The organism is uncultured Empedobacter sp., from assembly GCF_937930195.1.
Taxonomy (GTDB): domain Bacteria; phylum Bacteroidota; class Bacteroidia; order Flavobacteriales; family Weeksellaceae; genus Empedobacter; species Empedobacter stercoris.
In genome coordinates this window covers 1-18,286 of sequence record NZ_CALGVK010000106.1, presented here as the reverse complement: position 1 = coordinate 18,286, position 18,286 = coordinate 1, and the positions used below count along the sequence as shown (strand labels likewise).

The 18,286-nt window shown below is 33.1% G+C and carries 18 protein-coding genes and 1 pseudogene; 17 read left to right on the top strand and 2 right to left on the bottom strand.

The window, feature by feature from the left end; translation table 11 throughout:
- The first annotated feature begins 121 nt into the window (after window positions 1–121).
- From Q0616_RS06805 to Q0616_RS06785, 5 genes are all read left to right on the top strand, one after another.
- The gene (locus Q0616_RS06805; protein WP_298776005.1) at window positions 122–2,086 is read left to right on the top strand and encodes a putative porin; all 1,965 of its coding nucleotides are present in this window, start codon (window positions 122–124) and stop codon (window positions 2,084–2,086) included.
- A 111-nt stretch (window positions 2,087–2,197) separates the two neighbouring features.
- Window positions 2,198–3,232 (top strand): alpha/beta hydrolase-fold protein, encoded by a 1,035-nt coding sequence (locus Q0616_RS06800; RefSeq protein WP_298776003.1) that lies wholly within the window; start codon window positions 2,198–2,200, stop codon window positions 3,230–3,232.
- A 21-nt stretch (window positions 3,233–3,253) separates the two neighbouring features.
- Entirely contained in the window at window positions 3,254–4,318 is a 1,065-nt protein-coding gene (locus tag Q0616_RS06795; RefSeq protein ID WP_188319257.1) for a DUF2891 domain-containing protein, read from the top strand.
- Window positions 4,318–4,701, top strand: coding sequence for a hypothetical protein (locus Q0616_RS06790; protein WP_298776000.1), 384 nt, complete (start codon window positions 4,318–4,320; stop codon window positions 4,699–4,701). The genes Q0616_RS06795 and Q0616_RS06790 overlap by 1 nt, the downstream gene beginning before the upstream one ends.
- A gap of 89 nt (window positions 4,702–4,790) precedes the next feature.
- On the top strand, window positions 4,791–5,087 hold the full coding sequence (locus Q0616_RS06785; protein WP_171623375.1) for a hypothetical protein: 297 nt from the start codon (window positions 4,791–4,793) through the stop codon (window positions 5,085–5,087).
- 58 nt (window positions 5,088–5,145) lie between these two features.
- Here the strand turns inward: Q0616_RS06785 and dusB are convergent, their stop codons facing one another.
- On the bottom strand, window positions 5,146–6,144 hold the full coding sequence (gene dusB / locus Q0616_RS06780; RefSeq protein ID WP_171623377.1) for a tRNA dihydrouridine synthase DusB: 999 nt from the start codon (window positions 6,142–6,144) through the stop codon (window positions 5,146–5,148).
- A 32-nt stretch (window positions 6,145–6,176) separates the two neighbouring features.
- Here dusB and Q0616_RS06775 point away from each other — a divergent pair, with 32 nt between their 5' ends.
- The 8 genes from Q0616_RS06775 (at window position 6,177) to atpG (ending at window position 11,938) form a co-directional block, all read left to right on the top strand.
- Complete coding sequence (locus Q0616_RS06775; RefSeq protein WP_188319252.1) at window positions 6,177–6,392, top strand: AtpZ/AtpI family protein; 216 nt, start codon at window positions 6,177–6,179, stop codon at window positions 6,390–6,392.
- A 4-nt stretch (window positions 6,393–6,396) separates the two neighbouring features.
- Window positions 6,397–6,777: a hypothetical protein gene (locus Q0616_RS06770; RefSeq protein WP_225542382.1), complete on the top strand. Its 381-nt coding sequence runs from the start codon at window positions 6,397–6,399 to the stop codon at window positions 6,775–6,777.
- A gap of 78 nt (window positions 6,778–6,855) precedes the next feature.
- On the top strand, window positions 6,856–7,992 hold the full coding sequence (gene atpB, locus Q0616_RS06765) for a F0F1 ATP synthase subunit A (protein ID WP_171623380.1): 1,137 nt from the start codon (window positions 6,856–6,858) through the stop codon (window positions 7,990–7,992).
- 53 nt (window positions 7,993–8,045) lie between these two features.
- Complete coding sequence (gene atpE / locus Q0616_RS06760; RefSeq protein WP_013598300.1) at window positions 8,046–8,255, top strand: ATP synthase F0 subunit C; 210 nt, start codon at window positions 8,046–8,048, stop codon at window positions 8,253–8,255.
- A 96-nt stretch (window positions 8,256–8,351) separates the two neighbouring features.
- The gene (locus Q0616_RS06755) at window positions 8,352–8,846 is read left to right on the top strand and encodes a F0F1 ATP synthase subunit B (protein WP_171623381.1); all 495 of its coding nucleotides are present in this window, start codon (window positions 8,352–8,354) and stop codon (window positions 8,844–8,846) included.
- 2 nt (window positions 8,847–8,848) lie between these two features.
- The gene (atpH, locus tag Q0616_RS06750) at window positions 8,849–9,409 is read left to right on the top strand and encodes an ATP synthase F1 subunit delta (RefSeq protein ID WP_225539663.1); all 561 of its coding nucleotides are present in this window, start codon (window positions 8,849–8,851) and stop codon (window positions 9,407–9,409) included.
- An 11-nt stretch (window positions 9,410–9,420) separates the two neighbouring features.
- Window positions 9,421–10,995, top strand: a complete 1,575-nt coding sequence (atpA, locus tag Q0616_RS06745; protein ID WP_260541918.1) for a F0F1 ATP synthase subunit alpha — start codon at window positions 9,421–9,423, stop codon at window positions 10,993–10,995.
- Window positions 10,996–11,065: 70 nt separating this feature from the next.
- The gene (atpG, locus tag Q0616_RS06740) at window positions 11,066–11,938 is read left to right on the top strand and encodes an ATP synthase F1 subunit gamma (protein ID WP_284583181.1); all 873 of its coding nucleotides are present in this window, start codon (window positions 11,066–11,068) and stop codon (window positions 11,936–11,938) included.
- A 321-nt stretch (window positions 11,939–12,259) separates the two neighbouring features.
- On the opposite strand, the gene glyA is transcribed toward atpG, so the two are convergent.
- A complete protein-coding gene (gene glyA, locus Q0616_RS06735; protein WP_286484278.1) occupies window positions 12,260–13,534 on the bottom strand; it encodes a serine hydroxymethyltransferase in 1,275 nt (424 codons plus the stop codon).
- 446 nt (window positions 13,535–13,980) lie between these two features.
- Here glyA and Q0616_RS06730 point away from each other — a divergent pair, with 446 nt between their 5' ends.
- The 4 genes and pseudogenes from Q0616_RS06730 to Q0616_RS06715 all read left to right on the top strand — a co-directional run.
- The gene (locus Q0616_RS06730; RefSeq protein ID WP_286484279.1) at window positions 13,981–15,075 is read left to right on the top strand and encodes an anhydro-N-acetylmuramic acid kinase; all 1,095 of its coding nucleotides are present in this window, start codon (window positions 13,981–13,983) and stop codon (window positions 15,073–15,075) included.
- Window positions 15,076–15,148: 73 nt separating this feature from the next.
- The gene (nhaA, locus tag Q0616_RS06725) at window positions 15,149–16,309 is read left to right on the top strand and encodes a Na+/H+ antiporter NhaA (protein ID WP_298775983.1); all 1,161 of its coding nucleotides are present in this window, start codon (window positions 15,149–15,151) and stop codon (window positions 16,307–16,309) included.
- A 102-nt stretch (window positions 16,310–16,411) separates the two neighbouring features.
- Complete coding sequence (locus Q0616_RS06720) at window positions 16,412–17,632, top strand: folylpolyglutamate synthase/dihydrofolate synthase family protein (RefSeq protein ID WP_298775980.1); 1,221 nt, start codon at window positions 16,412–16,414, stop codon at window positions 17,630–17,632.
- A gap of 155 nt (window positions 17,633–17,787) precedes the next feature.
- A pseudogene (locus tag Q0616_RS06715) lies at window positions 17,788–18,286 on the top strand (hypothetical protein); the annotation flags it as partial.

Here is an 18,286-nt window from a genome sequence, read left to right as displayed (position 1 = left end):
TCAACATCCACTTTGGAAGTAAGTTGTAAGAATTTTTTATAACATTTACCCACTTAGAAATAAGTGGGTTTTTTTGTATCTCTCAATTTTAGATTACTTTTGTAAGGATTTATTCAACAGGATGAAAAAAACAATCATTGGTTTATTTTTATTGGGAGCTGTGATAGCACAAGCTCAAGAAGATTCGATAAAAAGTTTAAAACCTTTAAAAGGATCGTCAGGGAATGATTCTATAACGTATTTTAAAACTAAAATCGACGATTATAAATTTTGGACAAATGGCAGAAAGCCAGAAGTTATTGATACAACATTGCATATCAAAAACTATTACAACCAAAATTTTATAAAGCAGGATGCGTTTGGGAAATTATTTTATCCTAATGTTGGAGGTGTTGTTGTGGATTTAGAATATCAAAATTCACCTTTCAATCCATCGATGTTGCCAACAGGTAAAAAGTATAACTATTATTATGCGAATGAGATCAAATATTACGATGTAAAATCGCCTTATACTGAGTTTATTTACGAAAATGGCGTAAAAGAAGGAAACTTTTTGTCTTCCACATTTTCGCATAATATCAACAAGCAATTCAACTACACTTTTCATTATCGAGGTTTAATTTCTGAAGGTCGTTATAAACACGAAAAGGCACAGAATAATACATTCGTATTTTCATCAAATTATAAAACAAAATCAGAACGTTTCAAGTTGTGGTGGAATTATGCAGCGCAGAATTTGAAAAATAATGAAAACGGTGGAATAAAAGATATTTACGATTTTATTTTACAAGATGAACGTAGAAAGACAAATATTCGTAATATCGATGTAAATTCCCAAACAGCAAAATCTGAATTTGATGCACGTCGAATTGAGTTGAATGCGTCGTATGGAATTTTAAAAAAGTTGAACGAAAAAGATTCTACTTTTTATAATCCGATCGAATTAAAGAACAAGTTTTCCTACGAAAAACAAAAATATCGATACGAAGATTCCTCTCCAAATGGTGATTTGTATGATACACCTCTGATAACAGGACTTGACAACAGAAATAAAAAGAGTTTTACTGATTTGTCGAATACAACAACTGCTGGTTTTCTTTGGACCGATCGTGTGAAAATTGAGGCTGGAGTTAAATTACAAAGTTTGCGTGTGTTTTCAGAAGAGCCTTTTATTTTTTCTAAAGTGGATGAAGATGACAACATAATTTATAATGTAAATAATCCTAAAGAAATAAAAGAAAATCTTTTTGGAGTTGTAGGAAAAGTGGATTTTGATTGGAATGAAAAGTTAAAACTTTACGGAAATGTAGAGTATCTACAATCGGATAATTATAAAAGTGTCTACAATGTGGATGCCGTTTTAGATATTACGCCAATAGAAGGTTATACATTAAGTGCAGGTGCGGTTATACAGTCTAAGATTCCATCGTTGAATGCCATTTATAATCAAAGTTTTTTTGCCGATTTTAATTACGCAAACAAGTTTGAAACAGAAAATGTTCAAAATTTATTTGCAAAATTAAAATTAGATAAAGTAAATACGACAGTAGAAGCATCTCTTTACAATCTCGACAATAAAGTGTACCTGGATTCAGATTTAGTTTACAAACAGCTAAATGATAATATCAATTATTTCAAAATAAAAGGTGAAAATCATTTACGTTTCGGAAAAATAAATTTGGTTTCGACAGCTCAATATCAAAAAGTAACCAAGAATGAGAATATTATGCCTTTGCCAGACTTCTTGATTCGTGAAACGTTATATTGGCAAGGAGAATTATTTAATAAAAATGCACAATTACAAGCGGGTATTAATGCAACGTATTTTACGAAATACAATGGATTACGTTACATCCCGATACTTAATGAATTTGCCATACAAGACCCAACTAATATTCAAGAGATTGGAGGTTATCCTATTTTGGATGTTTTTATCAATTTCAAGGTTCGTAATATGCGTTTCTACATTCGTGGTGAACATATCAATGCTTCTTTCACTAAAGAACCAGATTATTTCGCCGCACCAAATGTTCCGTACCGAGATTTTAAATTTCAACTTGGGTTGAAATGGAATATTTTCAGTTAAAATAATTACAAATTATATAGAAAAACGACTTCAAGATGAGGTCGTTTTTTTTTGTCTAAAATCATTTGTGTAGAATAATTCTAAATAGTTATTTTTAGAAAAATTTTATACATGAAAAAATTCCTACTTTTATTTTGTTTGATTTTCTCTCAAATCGGTTTTTCTCAAGAGAAATTATCAATTGCTGAAATCCAAAAAATAAATTCCAAAATCTTAAATACTGAACGAGAAATTTGGGTGAATCTTCCCGAATCGTATTATAATAATAAACTTCAAAAAGTAAATTATCCTGTGATTTATGTGTTAGATGCCGAATCTAATTTTACGTTTTTAACAGGCGTAGTTTCTAAGTTTCAATCGGGATTTTATCCAGAAATGTCTGAATCGATCATTGTCGGAATTACGAATAAAAATGGTGATCGAACAAAAGATTTTACACATGTAAATGATGTTAATTTTCTGAATTTTATTCAAAATGAATTGTTTCCTTTTATGCAGAAAAATTATCGTGTGAATGATTTTCGTTTGTTAATTGGACATTCTTTAGGTGGATATTTTGCGTTGAAAACCTTGTACAACCATCCCAAAACTTTCAATGGATATGTTGCGCACGATCCAAGTGTTTGGTTTAATGACAAAGAATTATTGAATCTTTATCAAAATTTAGAAAATCATTCTTTCGAGAATCGATTCTTGATGATAACACAAGTTGGTGAAAGTCAAAATGCAGATCATTTACGAGACCATTATCAAAGTATAAAAAAGGTGGACGAACGTTTGAAATCATCAAAGAATAAATCATTGAATTATCATTACAAACAATATATTGACGAAGAACATGGTTCGGTTCCGATGATTGGCTCGATTGATTATTTGCGTTGGCAGTTTGATGGTTATCGTGTGAATATTAAAGAGATTCCGAATCAACCAAATTTGGTGAAGGATTCTTTTGAAACGATTTCTAGAAAATTGAATTATTCTTTTCAACCAACAGAAACGTATATCAATAATGTTGCAAATTATCTGGTAAAACAAAAGAAAAATGATTTAGCAAAACAGTTTTTTGAACAAAATGTGAAAAATTTTCCTGAAAGTTTACAAGCAAAAGAAGAGTTAGAAAAATTCTTGGACTCGAATAAAAATTAGTAATTTGGTAAAAACATTTTGATGAAAAAAATACTCTATTTAACAACTTTATTGACGACGACTGCTTTTGCACAAGATTTGAATTTAGATCAAGCAAAGAAAATTTTCGATTTACCAACGCATTGTATCAAGACTGAGTATCCGAATAAACTAGGAAATGTTTTGGGAAGTGATGCAGATTTGAAAACACCAAAGCAATTGCGCCCAATTTTTTATGGTTGTTTTGATTGGCATTCGTCTGTGCATGGATTTTGGTCGATTGTGAAATTGATGAAAGATTTTCCAGAATTGGATCAAAATAATGAAGTTAGAAATGAGTTAAATCAATTGATTACAGCCGAAAATGTTGCGGTCGAAATGGCTTTTTTCAATGATAAAAATAACAAGAATTTTGAGCGTACTTATGGTTGGGCTTGGTTGTTACAATTGCAAATGGAATTGAATCATTGGCAAGATAAAGATGCGCAAGTTTGGGCAAAAAATTTGAAACCTTTGAGTGATTTGATAATTGTTCGATACAAAGAATATTTACCAAAATTGGTTTATCCAATTCGTACGGGAACGCATGATAATACGGCTTTTGGTTTGAGTTTAGCGATAGATTATGCACGTTCTGTGAATGATAAATCGTTCGAAAAAGTGATTGTAACTCATGCAAATCGTTTGTATGGAAAAGATACAAAATGTAACATTGCTTTCGAGCCAAGTGGTTCCGATTTTCTTTCGGCTTGTTTAGAAGAAGCATTGATTATGTCAAAAATTCAACAAAAAGAGGACTATAAAAAATGGTTAAAAGATTTTTTACCTCAATTATTTAAAAAGAATTTTGAATTGAATCCTGGAATAGTTTCAGATCGTACAGATGGTCATTTGGTGCACTTAGATGGACTAAATTTTAGTCGTGCAACAGCTTTGTATCAAATTGAACATAAATTACCCGAATTAAAACAGTTGAATAAAATTGCAGAAAATCACCTCAATTATTCATTAAATAATATTTCAAATGACGATTACATGGGAAGTCATTGGTTGGGTACTTTTGCACTTTATGCATTGAAAACAAAACAAGAACTAAAAATAAAATAATGTTTAAGGATCAGGACGGAAATTATAAATTGAAAGTAGCGTTTGATTACGATGATACGTTGACAGATGACGTTTTGTTTCAGTTAGCCCAACGAATGATTCGAAAAGGACATGATGTCTGGATCATGACGGTTAGGACAAGTAACGAGCAATACGTAAAGCATTGTTTAAAGATGAATATTCAACCGAAATTGGAAGGTCGTAATGCAGATTTAATTGCAGATGCGACTACATTGGGTGTCGTAGATAAAATTATTTATACCGATAGTGAAGATAAATTGGAATTTTATCAAGAACACCAATTTGATCTACTTTTTGATGATGATGCCGATTGGCATACAAATCCGATTTGCGAAGCTGGAGGTATAGTAATTCACATCTAGAATTAGCTAATGATAGGGATTTTATAGAAGTAGAATTGTTTCTAAATTTGTTTCAAACAAATACAAATAATAAACATTAATTGAATTTTATGAAAAAATATTTTTACATCATATTTGCAGTTTTAGGCATTATAGCTTTTGGTTATAGTCAATATTCGAAAGGACAATTAGAAGATCAATTGACGAAAACCGGAAAGTGTGTACAAGGAGTTGTGGTTGAAACAAGCGGTACGTTTAAACGTCCGAAAGCAACAATTCAATATCCTGTAAATGATGAAGTTTACGAAGTTACATTACGCTCCAGAGCGGATGTAGATGAAGTGGTATTGATTAAGTTTGATACATTAAATCCTGAAGAAGTGATGCTTGTAGATAAATGCAATTAAGTGTAGTCTCAAGTTTATAATGGAAAAATCCACCAAGCAATTGGTGGATTTTTTGGTTTTATTGTATTTCCGTTAATTTCGGAATAAATTCTTCTTCAATTTCTTTGAAAGTTGCTTCCAAATCAACTAAGTTATCATGCGTAACTAATTTTGTACGATAAGGTTTGAAATTTGGAATTCCTTTGAAATAATTGGTATAATGCATACGAGTTTCTAAAATCCCTGTGCGCTCACCCTTCCATTCAACTGCCCAATTTAAGTGGTTTTTTGCAGCTTCCATTCGTTCTATAATAGTAGGTTCTGCTAACAATTCTCCTGTTTCACGATAGTGTTTTATTTGCTCAAAAATCCAAGGGTAACCAATTGCTGCTCGACCAATCATCACACCATCTACACCATATTTTTCTTTGTATGCAATTGCTTTTTGTGGCGAATCAATATCTCCGTTTCCAAAAATCGGAATCTCAATATTTGGGTTTGCTTTTACTTTTGCAATCGGTTCCCAATTTGCTTCTCCTTTGTACATTTGCATGCGTGTACGACCATGAATAGACAATGCTTTGATACCTGTTTCTTGCAAACGTTCTGCAACTTCGTAAATGTTAATTGATTCGGAATCCCAACCCAAACGAGTTTTCACGGTAACTGGTAAATGCGTACTTTCGACAACAGATTTTGTTAAACGTACCATCAAATCTATATCTTTTAATACGCCAGCTCCAGCTCCTTTACACACTACCTTTTTTACAGGACATCCAAAGTTAATATCTACGATATCAGGTTGTACGGTTTCGACAATTTTAGCAGACATGGCCATTGCTTCTTCATCTCCACCAAATATCTGAATACCAATTGGACGTTCGTAATCAAAAATATCTAATTTTTGACGACTTTTTATTGCATCACGAATCAATCCTTCAGAAGAAATAAACTCTGTATACATCAAGTCTGCACCATGCATTTTACATAGTCGACGAAATGGCGGATCACTTACATCTTCCATTGGAGCAAGCAATAAAGGGAAGTCTGGTAATTCTATGTTTCCTATCTTTACCACGAAATAATTTTTTGCAAAATTACATAAAACTTATGAAACAAGATCGAAAGACCGAAGGTGTAAATCAATATTTAAAGTTTTCTGCTATGGGAATTCAGATGGCAGCTGTGATTGCCTTGTTTGCTTGGTTGGGCACTTTTTTAGATAAAAAGTTCGAAACAACGCAGCCTTTATGGACGGCTGGCTTATCTTTGCTGGGTGTTTTTGCAGGATTATATTTGATGTTGAAGCAATTACCAAAAAAATAATAAAATGATCAAGAAATTTATTCTTTTAGCACTTGCTTTTATTGTAATGGTTGCAATTTTTTGTGGGATTCATTACACAATTGTTACTCACTATAATTTTAGCGAAAATCCGCTAATTGTTCCCAAAATGTATTTGATAATTGGCTTAATCACCTTAATGATTTTTCAAGTAGGATGTTTTGTGAAAATAAAATTTCCCGAATACGTAGGCTTTGCCTTTATGGGAGGGATGATAGCGAAGATGGCAGTTGTCTTAGCTTTGGTTGTTGTGAATGAGCAAATTAAATCAAATGTAGTGCAATTAATTATAAGTTATTTTGTAATTTTGCTTGCCGAAGTTTTAGTGTTTATTCGCTTAATTAATTTAAAGTTAAAAAAAGTTTAATGATTTTTAGCATTTGACTTTGGTAAGTGGTTAATTTACTATAATTTTGCACGCAATTTAGAAACAAAGGAATTATACATGAAATTTTCAGCGTTATTAGCGTTTTTATTACTTTTCAATTTCGGATTTGCTCAGCACGCAGCATCTTCGCAAGAGAATCTTCCAAAAACGTTTGAGGAGTTAGTTAAAATTGAGCAAGCAAAGAGTCAAGAGGAAGCTGCTAAAGTGAAATCTGGTGAATCTACGTTCAATCCCGTGCCTGGTATTATGCATCATATTGCAGATGCGCACGATTGGCATTTATGGGGAGAAGGTGAAAAAAGTGTAGGTGTTGCATTACCAATAATTTTATGGGATAATGGTTTACATGTTTTCATGTCTTCTAAATTTCATCACAATGAGGCAGTTGCTGAAAGTAATGGAAATTACTACATCAACTTCCACGAAAAAATCTACAAAACAGATGCACAAGGAACAATCCAAGCTCATATCGATGAGAAAGGAGTGTATCACTTGGATAATGAAAAACCTTTAGATTTTTCTATTACGAAAAACGTAGCGTCAATGTTAATCTCTTTCGTGATTTTAATCTTAGTTTTCTCTGCAGTAGCATCTAACTACAAAAAAGGAAATATGGTGCCAAAAGGTATCGCAGGATTCATCGAGCCAATTATTATTTTTGTTCGTGATGAAGTTGCGATTCCAAATATTGGAGAGAAAAAATATGCTAAATTTATGCCTTACTTACTAACGTTATTTTTCTTTATCTGGATCAACAACTTATTAGGTTTGTTACCAGGTGCGGCTAACGTTACAGGTAATATCGCAGTGACATTTGTTTTAGCATTAATCGCATTAATCGTAATTAATTTCTCAGGAAACAAAGATTACTGGGGACACATGTTATGGATGCCAGGTGTGCCAGTTCCTGTAAAAATTATTTTAGCTCCAATTGAGTTGATCGGAATTATTACAAAACCTTTCGCCTTAATGATTCGTTTATTTGCGAACATTACAGCAGGTCACATCATCATTATGTCGTTAATTTCGTTAATCTTTATCTTCCAAACAGAAGCAATGGCAGGAGGTTCTATTCCTTTAGCTTTATTTATCTACTGTTTAGAGTTATTAGTAGCGGCATTACAAGCTTTCGTATTCACAATGTTAGTTTCATTATTTATCGGAACAGCAGTAGCAGAACACGATCATCATTAAGAATAAATAGAAAAAACAATAAAATAATTTTTTAATAATTAAATACAATTATCATGACAGGAAGTATTGCAGCAATCGGAGCAGGTTTAGCAGTTTTAGGAGTTGGTTTAGGTATCGGTAAAATCGGTGGATCAGCTATGGAAGGAATCGCTAGACAACCAGAAGCGGCTTCAAAAATTCAAACAGCTATGATTATCGCAGCAGCCTTAATCGAGGGTGCAGGTTTATTCGGTATCGTAGTTGCGTTATTAGGTAACGGATAATATTTGAATTAAAATTAGCTTCAATAACGGTTGGTTGTTGAAGCTAATTCATTAAAAAATTAATTAGTAAAAAATAAAATTTAATACATACACACAATGGATTTAATTACACCTTCAGTTGGTCTTATTTTTTGGACTGCGGTCGTATTTATCATCTTATTAGTATTGTTAAGATCATTAGCTTGGAAACCAATTTTATCTGCAGTTAAAGAAAGAGAACAATCTATCGAAGATGCATTAAACGCAGCTAAAAAAGCGAAAGAAGAGATGGCTTTATTAAACGCTCAAAACGAGAAAATCATGAAAGAAGCTCGTGCAGAACGTGATGCAATCTTGAAAGAAGCGCGTGAAATGAAAGAAAATATCATCAACGAGGCGAAAAATTCTGCAACTGTAGAAGCTAACAAATTAATTGAAAACGCTAAAACAGCTATCCAAAACGAAAAAGCATCAGCAATGGCTGATATTAAAAATCAAGTTGGACAGTTATCAATTGAAATTGCTGAAAAAATCTTAACAAAAGAATTGTCAGATAAATCTGCACAAGAAGCTTTAGTTAATGACGTTATTGATCAAGTAAAATTCAATTAATCATGGCAGGATTCAGAGCAGCACATAGATACGCTAAAGGTTTGATGGGATTTGCTATTGAAGCAAATCAAACAAATGAAGTGTATGCTGAAATGAATGATGTTCGCAAAATCATTAAAGAGAATGAAGATTTAAGAATTTTCTTAAACTCTCCGGTGATTGATGCGAAGAAAAAAGAAGTCGTATTGAGTGAGATTTTTAAATCTTTATCAAAAACTTCTCAAACATTCATTTCATTAGTCGTTAGACAGGGTAGAGAAAATATCTTGTTTAAAATTGCTGATCAGTTTATCACATTATATGATCAAGCAAATAATATTGTAACAGCTGAAATTACTTCGGCAGTACAATTAGATCAACATACAATTGATAACATTGTTGCAAAAGCAAAACAAACTTTAGCAGCAGGTAGTCAAGTAAAAGTAGAAAACAAAATTGATGCATCTTTAATTGGTGGTTTCGTATTAAAAATAGGAAACAATCAAGTAGATTCTTCAATAAAAACAAAGTTAGCTACGCTTAAAAAAGATTTTTCGAAAAACGAATACATTCCTAAATTTTAAATATTTCAGAAATGCCAGAAATAAATCCAGCTGAAGTTTCAGCTATATTAAAACAACAACTTTCAAGCTTTGATTCAGCAGTCGAATTAGCTGAAGTTGGAACCGTTCTAACTGTTGGGGATGGTATTGCTCGTGTTTACGGGTTAGACAATGCTCAATACGGAGAATTAGTAGAATTCTCAAACGGGTTAGAAGGAATGGTACAAAACCTTGAAGAAGATAACGTAGGTATTGTACTTTTCGGACCTTCAAAAGGAATTAGAGAAGGTGATACAGTAAAACGTACAAACAAGATTGCATCTATTAACGTAGGTGAAGGAATGTTAGGACGTGTTGTTGATATGTTAGGAAATCCGATCGATGGTAAAGGACCAATCGAAGGACAATTATACGAAATGCCTATCGAGCGTAAAGCTCCAGGAGTTATCTACCGTCAACCAGTAAACGAGCCTTTACAAACAGGTATCGTTTCTATTGACTCGATGATTCCAATTGGACGTGGACAACGTGAGTTAATCATTGGTGACCGTCAAACAGGTAAAACTTCTGTTGCTTTAGATGCAATCTTAAATCAAAAAGAATTTTACGATAGAGGTGAAACAGTTTTCTGTATCTATGTTGCAGTAGGACAAAAAGGGTCTACAGTTGCTGGTATTATGAAAACATTACAAGATCACGGTGCAGACAAATATACAGTAGTAGTTGCTGCTAATGCATCTGATCCAGCTCCAATGCAAGTATATGCTCCAATGGCAGGTGCTGCAATCGGTGAATTCTTCCGTGACTCTGGTCGTCCAGCGTTAATTGTTTATGATGATTTATCTAAACAAGCAGTTGCTTACCGTGAGGTGTCTTTATTATTACGTCGCCCACCAGGACGTGAAGCATACCCTGGAGACGTTTTCTACTTACACTCTCGTTTATTAGAGCGTGCTGCGAAAGTAATTAAAGATGATACAATCGCATCTCAAATGAATGATTTACCAGAATCTATGAAAGGTATCGTAAAAGGTGGTGGTTCTTTAACTGCTTTACCAATTATCGAAACTCAAGCTGGTGACGTTTCTGCATATATCCCAACAAACGTAATTTCGATTACAGATGGACAAATTTTCTTAGAGTCTGATTTATTCAACTCTGGTGTTCGTCCAGCGATTAACGTAGGTATCTCTGTATCTCGTGTTGGTGGTTCTGCACAAACAAAACCAATGAAAAAAGTATCTGGTACATTGAAATTAGACCAAGCTCAATACCGCGAGTTAGAAGCTTTCGCGAAATTTGGTTCTGATTTAGATGCAGCAACAATGAACGTAATTGGAAAAGGTGAACGTAACGTGGAGTTATTAAAACAAGATGTTAACTCTCCAATTCCAGTAGAAGAACAAGTAGCAGTTATTTTTGCGGGTACTAACGGTATGTTGAAAGACGTTCCAGTAAACAAAGTGAAAGAGTGGCAAGCTGATTTTGTTGAGCTAATGCGAAACAAATATGCAGACACTTTAACATCTATCCGTTTAGGTAAATGGACTGACGAAATTACAGACGTATTGAAGAAAGTAGTAGCTGAAACTACTTCTAAGTACTAATAAAATATAAATGAAACTTAGAGGTTTCTGATCTCTAAGTTTCTTTTAATCCTTCATCTCAAATAGAATTATGGCAAATTTAAAAGATATACGTACACGTATTACTTCTGTAGGTTCTACAATGCAGATCACAAGTGCTATGAAATTAGTATCTGCTGCAAAACTAAAACGTGCTACAGATTCTATTGTACAGTTACGTCCCTATGCAGATAAATTACGTGAACTTTTACAAAATGTAAGTTCTACTTTAGAAGCTGAAGTAGGAGGTGCATTAACAGAAGAACGCGAAGTTAATAAAGTACTATTAGTCGTTATTAACTCAAACAGAGGTTTATGTGGAGGATACAACTCGAGCATCATCAAAAAAGTAAATGCTTTATTGGCTGGTGAATTAGCTGGTAAAGAAATAGAGCTTTTAACAATTGGTAAAAAAGCAAACGATACTTTTAGTAAAACACAAACTATCTATAAAAATGCATCAAGCATTTGGGATAATTTAAACTTTGCAGATGTAGCTGAGATTGCGGATGATTTAGTTGCAAAATTTGAAGAAGGTCAATATGATCAAATAAGAATCATATATAACCAATTTCAGAATGCAGCCGTACAAATCGTTCAAGACGAACAATTCTTACCAGTTGTTTTAGAGAAAAAAGAAGACGAAACTAACAATACAGCAGAGTTAGATTACATCTTCAATCCTTCGAAGGAAGAAATCTTAAGAGACTTAATTCCTCAAACGTTAAAAACGCAATTATTCAAAGCTGTGTTAGACGCTAATGCTTCTGAGCACGGAGCACGTATGACGGCAATGCATAAAGCAACAGACAACGCAAGCGAGTTACAGAAATCATTAAAGATTCAGTACAACAAAGCGCGTCAAGCTGCTATTACAAACGAGATCTTAGAGATCGTTGGTGGGGCAGAAGCGTTGAATGCATAAGACAAACGACTTATCTTATTTTAAATACAAAAGCAACTTCTTACAAGAAGTTGCTTTTTTTATAACTATTATTGATTGACATGTTGTACTGAAATTATGCGAAATCTCTTTAGTAATTAATTCAATCATTAGTACCCCTAATAATGCGGTTTAGAGAGGTCTTTAAAAACGTAGTTAGGTTTTGATTAAAACGTAGTTAGGTTTTACATAAAACCTAAGGAGGTTTTACTTAAAACGTCAGGACATTTTTATATGAACAAAAAAAGCCTTGAACAAATGTCAAGGCTTACTATATTCTAATTGCTTAGATTTAATTGTGAATTACTTCATTTGAAATAATGGACGTGACGACATAAACTCGTTTACACGATCTGCTACATTATCAATAACCTCTTCATTATCGATGTTCATTAACACTTCGTCAACCAAATCTGCTACTGTTTGCATGTCTGCTTCTATAAGACCACGCGTTGTAACTGCCGCTGTACCTAAACGAATTCCTGATGTTACGAAAGGTGATTTGTCATCAAAAGGAACCATGTTTTTGTTGCAAGTTATCTCTGCCAATACCAAGGCATTTTCTGCTTGTTTACCAGAAATTCCTTTGTTTCTTAGGTCAATCAACATACAATGATTGTCTGTTCCGCCCGAAACAATGTTATATCCTTTTGCAACCAACGCTGCAGCTAATGCTTTTGCATTTTTCACAACTTGTACAATGTAGTCCATATATCCATCAGATAACGCTTCTTCGAAAGCAACTGCTTTTGATGCGATAACATGCTCCAAAGGACCTCCTTGTGTTCCTGGGAAGACTGCTCCGTTCAAAATTTGAGACATCATTTTAATTTCTCCCTTCGGAGTAGTTAATCCCCAAGGATTTTCGAAGTCTTTTCCCATCATAATTACGCCACCTCTTGGGCCTCTTAGTGTTTTATGTGTCGTAGTTGTTACGATATGACAGTGAGGCATTGGGTCGTTTAAGATGCCACGAGCAATCAAACCTGCTGGGTGAGAAATATCTGCTAATAACAAAGCGCCAACTTCGTCTGCAACTTCGCGGAATTTTGCGTAATCAATATCACGAGAATAAGCCGATGCACCACAAATAATCATTTGAGGTTTCTCTTTGCGAGCCGTTTCTGCCATTGCTTCGTAATCTATCAATCCTGTTTCTTTGTCTACACCGTAGAAAGAAGTTTGGTAAGTCATTCCCGAAAAATTAACGGGAGAACCATGTGTTAAGTGCCCACCATGCGATAAATCGAAGCCTAAAATTTTGTCTCCAGGTTTCAAACAAGCTAAGTAAACTGCCGCATTTGCCTGAGAACCAGAGTGCGGTTGTACGTTCGCATATTCTGCATTAAACAATGCTTTCAAACGTTCTATTGCAATAGTTTCTACTTCATCTACAACTTCGCACCCGCCATAATAACGCTTTCCTGGGTACCCTTCTGCATATTTGTTCGTTAAAACAGAACCCATCGCACGCATTACATTGTCAGAAACAAAGTTTTCTGACGCGATTAGTTCAATTCCATTTAATTGTCTTTCTTTTTCTTCTTCGATCAAATCAAAGATTACATCTTGTGCCATGTTTTTTGTTTGTATTTATTGTGTTTCAAATATAAGATTTTATCGTCTAATTTCTATACGATGTTTTCGCTATAAAATAAGAATTATCAACACTATGTTTTATTTATTTTGGGCGTTCCCTTCGGGCGGGCTATCCGTTGCAATCTTTTTTGGTGTGTAGACAAGCTCCACACCAAAAAAGGATTTCCACTACTATCCCTAACGCAGATTGAGAAAAGAGTAGTTGTTATTTTATATAAAGTCTACTTATTTTAATCTAAAAAATAATTTATTTTTCAAACGAATTCAAATTGACTTTTCAATAGAAAGGCGCTAAAAAAATATAAGATAATTCTTTTCTTATTCCGAATCTTTGGAGGAGTTTAACAAATCCAAACAAAAGATTTTTAATCTATAATATTCTTAAAGACTCATTAACTATCAAATTCTCTCATTAAATTTACCTCATGAAAAATGATACTTTTTGTATTGGTTTGATGTCTGGAACATCATTAGATGGTTTGGATATCTGCTACGTTCGGTTTGATGATGCAGGTACTTTCGAAATTTTACATGCCGAAACCATCAATTATACAGCAGATTGGCGAAAAAATCTCTCCGAGGCTTACCAATATTCTGCAATGAATTTGTGTGAATTAGACGTTAATTTTGGTTATTTTTTGGGAGAACAAGTCAAAAAGTTCATGCAAAAATATGAAATAAAAGACGTGGATTTTGTGGCATCGCATGGACAAACTATTTTTCATCAACCGAAGAAATCGTTTACTTTACAAATCGGAAATGGTGCTGCAATAGCTTCTCGTTGTCAACAAAAAGTAGTGTGTGATTTTCGTACACAAGATGTTGTTTTAGGAGGACAAGGTGCGCCTTTGGTTCCGATTGGCGACGAATTGTTGTTTCATCAATATGATGCTTGTCTCAATTTAGGAGGTTTTTCTAATATTTCCTTGAATAGAAACCAACAACGTATTGCGTTTGATATTTGTCCGATTAATATTGTTCTGAATCTTTATGCAAATCAATTAGGAGTTGATTATGATAAAAATGGAGAAATCGCACAACAAGGAAATGTAAATCACGCGTTGGTTGAAGAGTTAAATCAGCTTGCATTTTATCAATTGTCTTATCCAAAATCTTTGGGATACGAATGGATCGAATCAGAGTTCTTAACAATTGTTGATAAGTATGCTATTTCGACACAAGATAAGTTGAGAAGTTGTGTAGAGCACTTCGTGTTTCAAATTCAAGAAGTCTTTTCTTTTTATGATATTAACAATGTGTTGATAACTGGAGGAGGCGTACGAAATGTATTTTTTATCAATAGATTACGAGATTTATCTGATGTTGAAATCATCATTCCAAACGATAATTTAATCGATTTTAAAGAAGCTTTAATCTTTGCTTTTCTTGGATATAAACGAATTAAGAACGAAGTTAATTGCTTGTCTTCTGTAACTGGTGCGAGTAAAGATCATTGCTCAGGAGTTATTTTCGAAGCGATTAAAAGCAATAATATCAAAAGGAAGTTTAGTTTTAAATAAAGTTCAATTCTTAAGTTATAATTAGGCAGTTAAAAACGAGTTCATTAATTTTACCGAACTAAAAAAAAATACAATGATTGTTACTAAACTTTTTAATAAATTTTTTCATAGCCAAACGTCTGGAGGAATATTTTTGATATTCTGTACAGCATTTTCTTTATTCTTAGCCAATTCACCGTTTGCAGAATCGTATGATGCTATTTGGCAGATGGACATGTTTGGACATTCATTCGCACATTGGATAAATGATGGATTAATGGCAGTATTCTTTTTCTTGATAGGTTTAGAACTGAAAAGAGAAATATTTGTAGGAGAATTATCCGATACTAAAAAGGCGATTTTACCAGTGTTTGCAGCAATTGGTGGAATGGCTATGCCAGCTTTTATTTTCTATTTAACCAATAAAGGTACAGATACCATTCATGGTTTTGGAATCCCGATGGCAACTGATATTGCATTTGCTGTTGCAATTATTACGATGCTGGGAAAACGTGTTCCTATGTCCCTAAAAGTATTTTTAACTGCTTTGGCAGTAATTGACGATTTAGGAGCAATTATCGTGATTGCGTTGTTTTATCCAAATCCAGAAATGCCTTTAGATTTTACACAATTCGGAATTGCAATGGCTATTTTGTTCGGTCTTTTTGCGCTGAATAAAATGAAAGTAAAATCAATGATTCCGTATATTATAGGAGGAATTGCTGTGTGGTGGTTTATGTTACATTCTGGTATTCATGCTACTATTGCGGGAGTTTTGGTTGCATTTACAATTCCTTTTGATAAAGATGATTCTAAATCACTTTCAGCTAAAATGGAGCATGCTTTACATATTCCTGTAGCATTTGTTATATTACCATTATTTGCTTTAGCAAATACCGCAATAACGATAGATGCTGGAGGTTTTTCACATTTTAGTGTTCCATTAGCTACAGGTATTTTCTTAGGTTTAGTGGTCGGAAAACCAGTTGGAATTACTTTATTTACATGGATTGCAGTAAAATTAGGATTATGTGTATTACCAACAGCAGTCAATTTTAAACGAGTTTTTGGTGTAGGAATTTTAGGAGGAATTGGATTTACAATGTCGATTTTTGTTTCGATGTTAGCATTCAAAGATCCAAGCTATGTAAAAGAAGCAAAACTGATGATTTTGGTAGCTTCTTTGACAGCTGCAATAGTTGGTTTTGTACTTTTAAAAATCTTATTAACAACGAAACAAGATTATTCAGATTAATTAAATCAATCAAAATAAGAACAAATAGAATCGAATTTTTCTTCAGAGAAATTCGATTTTTTTATTGACTTAGATTGTATCTTCGTATAAAATTTTAAATAAATGAGAACGTATCAAGAAACAATCGATTGGTTGTTTACAAATTTACCCATGTTTCAACGTGTAGGAGCTTCTGCTATGAAAGCTGATTTGACTAATATTACAGCTTTGTGTAATTATTTAGGAAATCCTCAAACGAAGTTTAAAACAGTACATATTGCAGGAACAAATGGTAAAGGAAGTACGTCTCATATGTTGGCTTCTATTTTTCAGGAAGCGGGTTTCAAAACTGGATTAACCACTTCTCCACATCTGAAAGACTTTAGAGAACGTATTCGTGTGAATGGTGTGATGGCAGAAGAAGAATTTGTAGTGGATTTTGTCAATAAACACGAACAAAAAATAATCGATCAAAAAGCATCTTTCTTTGAGATTGCTATTGCAATGGCTTTCGAGTATTTTGCTCAACAAAAAGTGGATATTGCAATTATTGAAACAGGTTTAGGAGGACGTTTAGATTCAACAAATATTATTTTACCAGAACTTTCAATTATTACAAATATTGGGTTAGATCATACACAGTTTTTAGGGGATACCTTGGATAAAATTGCATTTGAAAAAGCTGGAATTATTAAACCAAATACAGCGGTTGTCATTGGAGAAACAACTGCCGAAACAAAACCAGTTTTTATGAAAGTTGCCCAAGAACGAAATGCAGAAATTATTTTAGCCGAAGAAAAGTATTTTCAAGATTTAACTTCAGATTTGAAAGGCTCGTATCAAATCAAAAATAAACGGGCTGTACTTGCAGCGATAGAACAATTACAAAAACAAGGGTGGACGATTTCTACAGATAATATCACTAATGGATTATTGAATGTTGTAAAAAACACAAACCTTCGTGGTCGTTGGGATATTCTTGGTCATTATCCGCTTATTGTTGCTGATACGGCGCATAATCCCCATGGTTTAGCAGAAGTTTCGAAACAAATTAATGAACAACCATATAATCAATTGCATTTAGTTTTGGGATTTGTCAACGATAAAGATGTTTTGTCAATTCTTCAGTTTTTTCCAAAAAAGGCAACTTATTATTTTTGTCAACCAAATGTTCCACGGAAATATGATATTGATGAGCTGTATCAAATAATTCCAGAAGATATAGAGGACAAACATTTTTTCGATTCTGTAGAAAAAGCATTGCTTGCAGCCAAAAATAATGCTTCTGTGAATGATATGATTTATATAGGAGGGAGTACATTCGTTGTCGCTGAAGTGATATAACATTTTATACTTTAACAATTTTTAATTAATAATTTTTCCATTTAATGTTTGATTTAAATAAAATTAATAAAATCTTATTCATTTTTTTTTAAACAAAACGTGTAAATGTTTGTAAAACAGATTATATTTGTAATGATTTAGTTAATTAAAAATTTATGAAAAAATGTTTACTTATCATAGTATTTGGAGTTTTTGCTTCTCTTACTTATGCACAAGTAGGTATTGGAACAGAGAATCCAAAAGCTACTTTAGATGTGACAGCAGTTAATGCAACAGGAACATCTACAGACGTTCAAGGCGTTTTAATTCCGAGAGTTGATAGAGAAAGAGCTCAATCAATGAAAGATGTTGAAAAATCTACAATGATTTATGTTAATGATGTTTCGACAGGAACTAACACCGGAACAGCGATAGATATTAATACAGAAGGTTTTTATTATTATAACGGTATAATTTGGGTTAAGTTAGCTTCATCAACAAGCGCTTCAACCCAATTTTTTTATATGCCATCTATTGTCATTAATACTTCTGTAACAGCAACTGGTTTAAAGAGAAAATTGCATGCAGAATATGTGGCTCCATTTAATGGAAAAACATTTATAATGGATAATGATGGAGGAACTGTGGATGTTAATACACCAAGTCCCAAATTTA